General features: G+C 51.8%; 2 protein-coding genes and 1 pseudogene. All 3 read right to left on the bottom strand.

The window, feature by feature from the left end; all coding sequences use genetic code 11:
• A pseudogene (locus DWW91_RS28285) lies at nt 1–185 on the bottom strand (hypothetical protein); the annotation flags it as partial.
• Nucleotides 157–417 (bottom strand): hypothetical protein, encoded by a 261-nt coding sequence (locus DWW91_RS27495; RefSeq protein ID WP_010800774.1) that lies wholly within the window; start codon nt 415–417, stop codon nt 157–159. The pseudogene DWW91_RS28285 and the gene DWW91_RS27495, both read right to left, overlap by 29 nt.
• A partial coding sequence (locus DWW91_RS27490; RefSeq protein WP_233584595.1) for a hypothetical protein occupies nt 417–933 on the bottom strand: 517 nt, incomplete at its 5' end. The genes DWW91_RS27495 and DWW91_RS27490, both read right to left, overlap by 1 nt.

Genomic DNA, 933 nt, shown 5'->3' with positions numbered 1-933 from the left:
TCGGGGCGGATATGGCGGCCACCGTTGAAGGCGCCGCCCTCCACCTCGACAGCCACACGGCGGGAAGGGATGGCGAAGTCGAACCGCCAGTCCCGCCCGGGATGGAAACGGTATTCAGCCACCACCTCCTCGCCCGTATGCTTCAGGATCAACGCGCTAAGCGGCGAATAACCCGGTGTCGTCATAGAGAAAGTTTTCGGCCTCTTTCGAGGTGTTGCATTGTTCGACCAGGCAGGTGTTGTGCCGGTTGTCGAACGCCATCCATTTTTTCAGAAACGGGTCGTAAAAATACCCGTATTCCTCGCCACACGAATAGGTGTAACCGCGCGAACCTTTTTCGCCCGTAATCAGGCGCATCAGGCAGGCTGCCGCCTGGTCTCCCAGGAGGCAACCGATGGTAAGGGTATGCTTTTTCATCAGGCGGCAGCTTGAAGGGTTTGTAAATCATCGTTGTCAAGTCGAATGAAGGCATCATGCTCCAAACGTTTGCCGGTTTCGATATAAGCCAGCGCTTCACGTTCGCAGCTTGACAGGTCTTCGAGCAGCAGGTCGATAGAAGCATATTCGTCGCGGCCGATATGAAAGCGCGACACCACATTTCCGCAAAACTCTTCGGAGGTTCCCACACGGGCATAGATGGTCAGCAATTGCGCATCGCCGCAGTTCTGACGTTGATAACCGGTGATCTGGAAATTGTCATCCACCGCCACCAATCCGGTAAAATTGACTACATGATACGCCATGCGCTGCAACGCTTCAGAGAGACTGGGATGCACCGGAGCCTTGTTTTCATATGTAATCACATGGTTGTCGCCTGTACTTTCGTCTAACACTTCATAGCGGGCTTTGAAAAAACTGTCTTTGACAGAGATGAAGGAAAAAGTCTTTTCTGTTTTATTCATTACTTTATTAAAATGGTATCGTTTAGATTCA

It is taken from the genome of Parabacteroides sp. AF17-3 (assembly GCF_003635445.1).
In the GTDB taxonomy this organism is placed as follows: domain Bacteria; phylum Bacteroidota; class Bacteroidia; order Bacteroidales; family Tannerellaceae; genus Parabacteroides; species Parabacteroides goldsteinii.
Note: the sequence above shows the minus strand (reverse complement) of the source record. Positions and strands in the feature narration are given on the sequence as shown.